Source organism: Methylobacterium variabile, assembly GCF_001043975.1.
Lineage (GTDB): Bacteria > Pseudomonadota > Alphaproteobacteria > Rhizobiales > Beijerinckiaceae > Methylobacterium > Methylobacterium variabile.
This window is the reverse complement of the sequence record NZ_LABY01000273.1, coordinates 1-828: the sequence shown is the minus strand read 5'-3', so window position 1 is coordinate 828 and position 828 is coordinate 1. Positions and strand designations below refer to the sequence as shown.

Below are 828 nucleotides of genomic sequence, written 5' to 3'. Positions count from 1 at the left end.
GGCCGGCCTCGTCACGGTGCTGTCGCCGACGCCGGCCCTCCCCGAGAACGCCGCCCAGCTCACCGCGATCATGCTGCGCGCCTGCGACGGGGCCGACGACCTCGACGATACGCTCACCGACGAGCGCCTGAACGCGATCGTCGCCGGGCCCGGCCTCGGCACCGGGGCGCCGACCCGCGACCTCGTGCGGGTCGCTGCGGAAGCCGGTCGCGGCCTCGTCCTCGACGCCGACGCCCTGACGAGCTTCTCCGGGAAGGCCGACGAGCTCGCGCGGATGATCGCGGAGGGCGGGTCCGGTGCGGTCGCGACCCCGCACGAGGGCGAGTTCGCCCGCCTGTTCAAGGGCGTGGGGGCGGTGCCGGGAGAGGGTTCGAAGCTCGCGCGGGCGCGGGCAGCGGCGGCCTTCCTGGGCGCCGTCGTGGTGCTCAAGGGCTCCGACACGGTGATCGCCGCGCCCGACGGCCGGGCCGCCATCAACCCGAACGGCTCACCCTGGCTCGGCACCGCCGGCAGCGGCGACGTGCTGTGCGGCCTCATCGGCGGGCTGCTGTCCCAGGGGATGGCGCCCTTCTGGGCCGCCGCCGCCGCGGTCTGGCTCCACGCCGCCGCCGCGCGCCGGCACGGGCCGGGCCTGATCTCGGAGGACCTGCCGGAGCTGATGCCGGCGGTGCTGCGGGAGCTGCTGGAGGGACTCGGGACGGCGTAATTCCGCCGCGCCTTCGAACGGAACCGTTCGGAGGCGCAAGGCAAGCCCGAACGGGCGCCGGCGCTGATGCGCCGGACGCCTTCGCATCGACGTGTCGATGCCAAGGCGCGAGGGTATAAGAC

The 828-nt window shown here is 75.2% G+C and carries 1 protein-coding gene; it reads left to right on the top strand.

The window, feature by feature from the left end:
* On the top strand, window positions 1-706 hold a 706-nt coding region (locus VQ02_RS30590; protein WP_048448029.1), incomplete at its 5' end, for an ADP-dependent NAD(P)H-hydrate dehydratase.
* Window positions 707-828: the final 122 nt, after the last annotated feature.